Raw genomic sequence first — 1193 nt, forward strand, 5'->3', positions numbered from 1 at the left:
GCTCTCACTGGAGTGAGACCGCCGTCTTTGGTTGAATCATTCGCTCATCCGCGCCAGCTACTCTCGTCTCGCCCCAGAAACCGAGTCAGTAATCAGGAACGATGGGAACTACCGACAGTCGATGTAGACGGGAAACTCGACGGTCTAGCGGTGACCGTCGAGTTTCCCTGTCAGATCGTGTTCGATGACGCGACTCCATCCTTCCGAGAATTCCTGCTGGATCGCCTCTCCCCACCAGATGATCGGAACCACGTAGGCGACGTTGTGCGCCTGCAACAGCGTGAGACACTTGCTGTCGTAGAATCCGCGATCGAGGTAGACGGCCTTGACTTCGGTGTCAAGGTCGTCGTGAACACCGAGGAACTCAGCGAGGACACTGCTGGCGGTGTCGCCGTCTTCGAGACGGCGCACCGCCAGCGTGGTAGCTGTTTGTTCCGCACGCGTGCGTACAGCGTCGCATAGGCGTGGAACGCAGTGGTTCCACGCTTCGCCTCTGAGTGATAGAGCCCGTCCGTGTCGTCCTCATCACCGTAATAGGGCCGCAGGTGGAGGTCTGCACAGACCTCCACCTGCTCGGGGAGGAGTTCGACGACATCCCGCCGAAGGAGCGAGTTAGCGACTCGTTCGAGCCGGAACGGCTCGAACTTCGTCCGGAGATGGTAGGGAATCATATTCACAGATGGCGAGTCTTCGCTGGAGTTGCACAGCGTAGAGATCGAGGTCCCGTCGGCGGTCGCGCCGACGAGGACCTCGTGGATGTCCTCTGCATTGATAGTAGCGTTGTTCGCAAGGGAGAGAGACACTTCCTCGTCAAGTCGGTTGACGAGGAAGTTAAGGAGCTGGTCCTCGTGGATTTCACTGTCTGCTTGCTGCTGGTGCTTGGACACATCTTCAGCAAGCAGACGTCTCAACTAACCGGCTTTGTGATGTACTGATACTTTACCGCGTGTCAACCCAATGGCGAAGTTCAATCTTATCGCGTATGTCACGAGCTATCGCGATGGCTTCCAATCCGGGATGGTTGGTATCTAGTTCTGTGTAGACGAACGATGGAAATAGCTCCTCATTTGGTACCTCACGCTGACGCAGATATGCTTGCTGTCCCTCTGCTAACTGCTCCAGCCGCTGGTGAATCGTTGTGAGTCGATCGCTTCGGTCAGCAAATGGGTAGTTAGCACGCTCAATTTCTGCTA

Annotated in this window: 1 protein-coding gene and 1 pseudogene; both read right to left on the minus strand. The window is 56.3% G+C overall.

Annotated features, from left to right (window positions below; translation table 11 throughout):
• Positions 1 to 147: 147 nt before the first annotated feature.
• Positions 148 to 887: pseudogene (locus ACR3FF_RS27100) on the minus strand (ISH3 family transposase); the annotation flags it as partial.
• A 52-nt stretch (positions 888 to 939) separates the two neighbouring features.
• Positions 940 to 1193: DUF7260 family protein (locus tag ACR3FF_RS27105; protein WP_458191198.1), on the minus strand; the 254-nt coding region annotated here is incomplete at its 5' end.

This window comes from Haladaptatus ordinarius, from assembly GCF_054177595.1.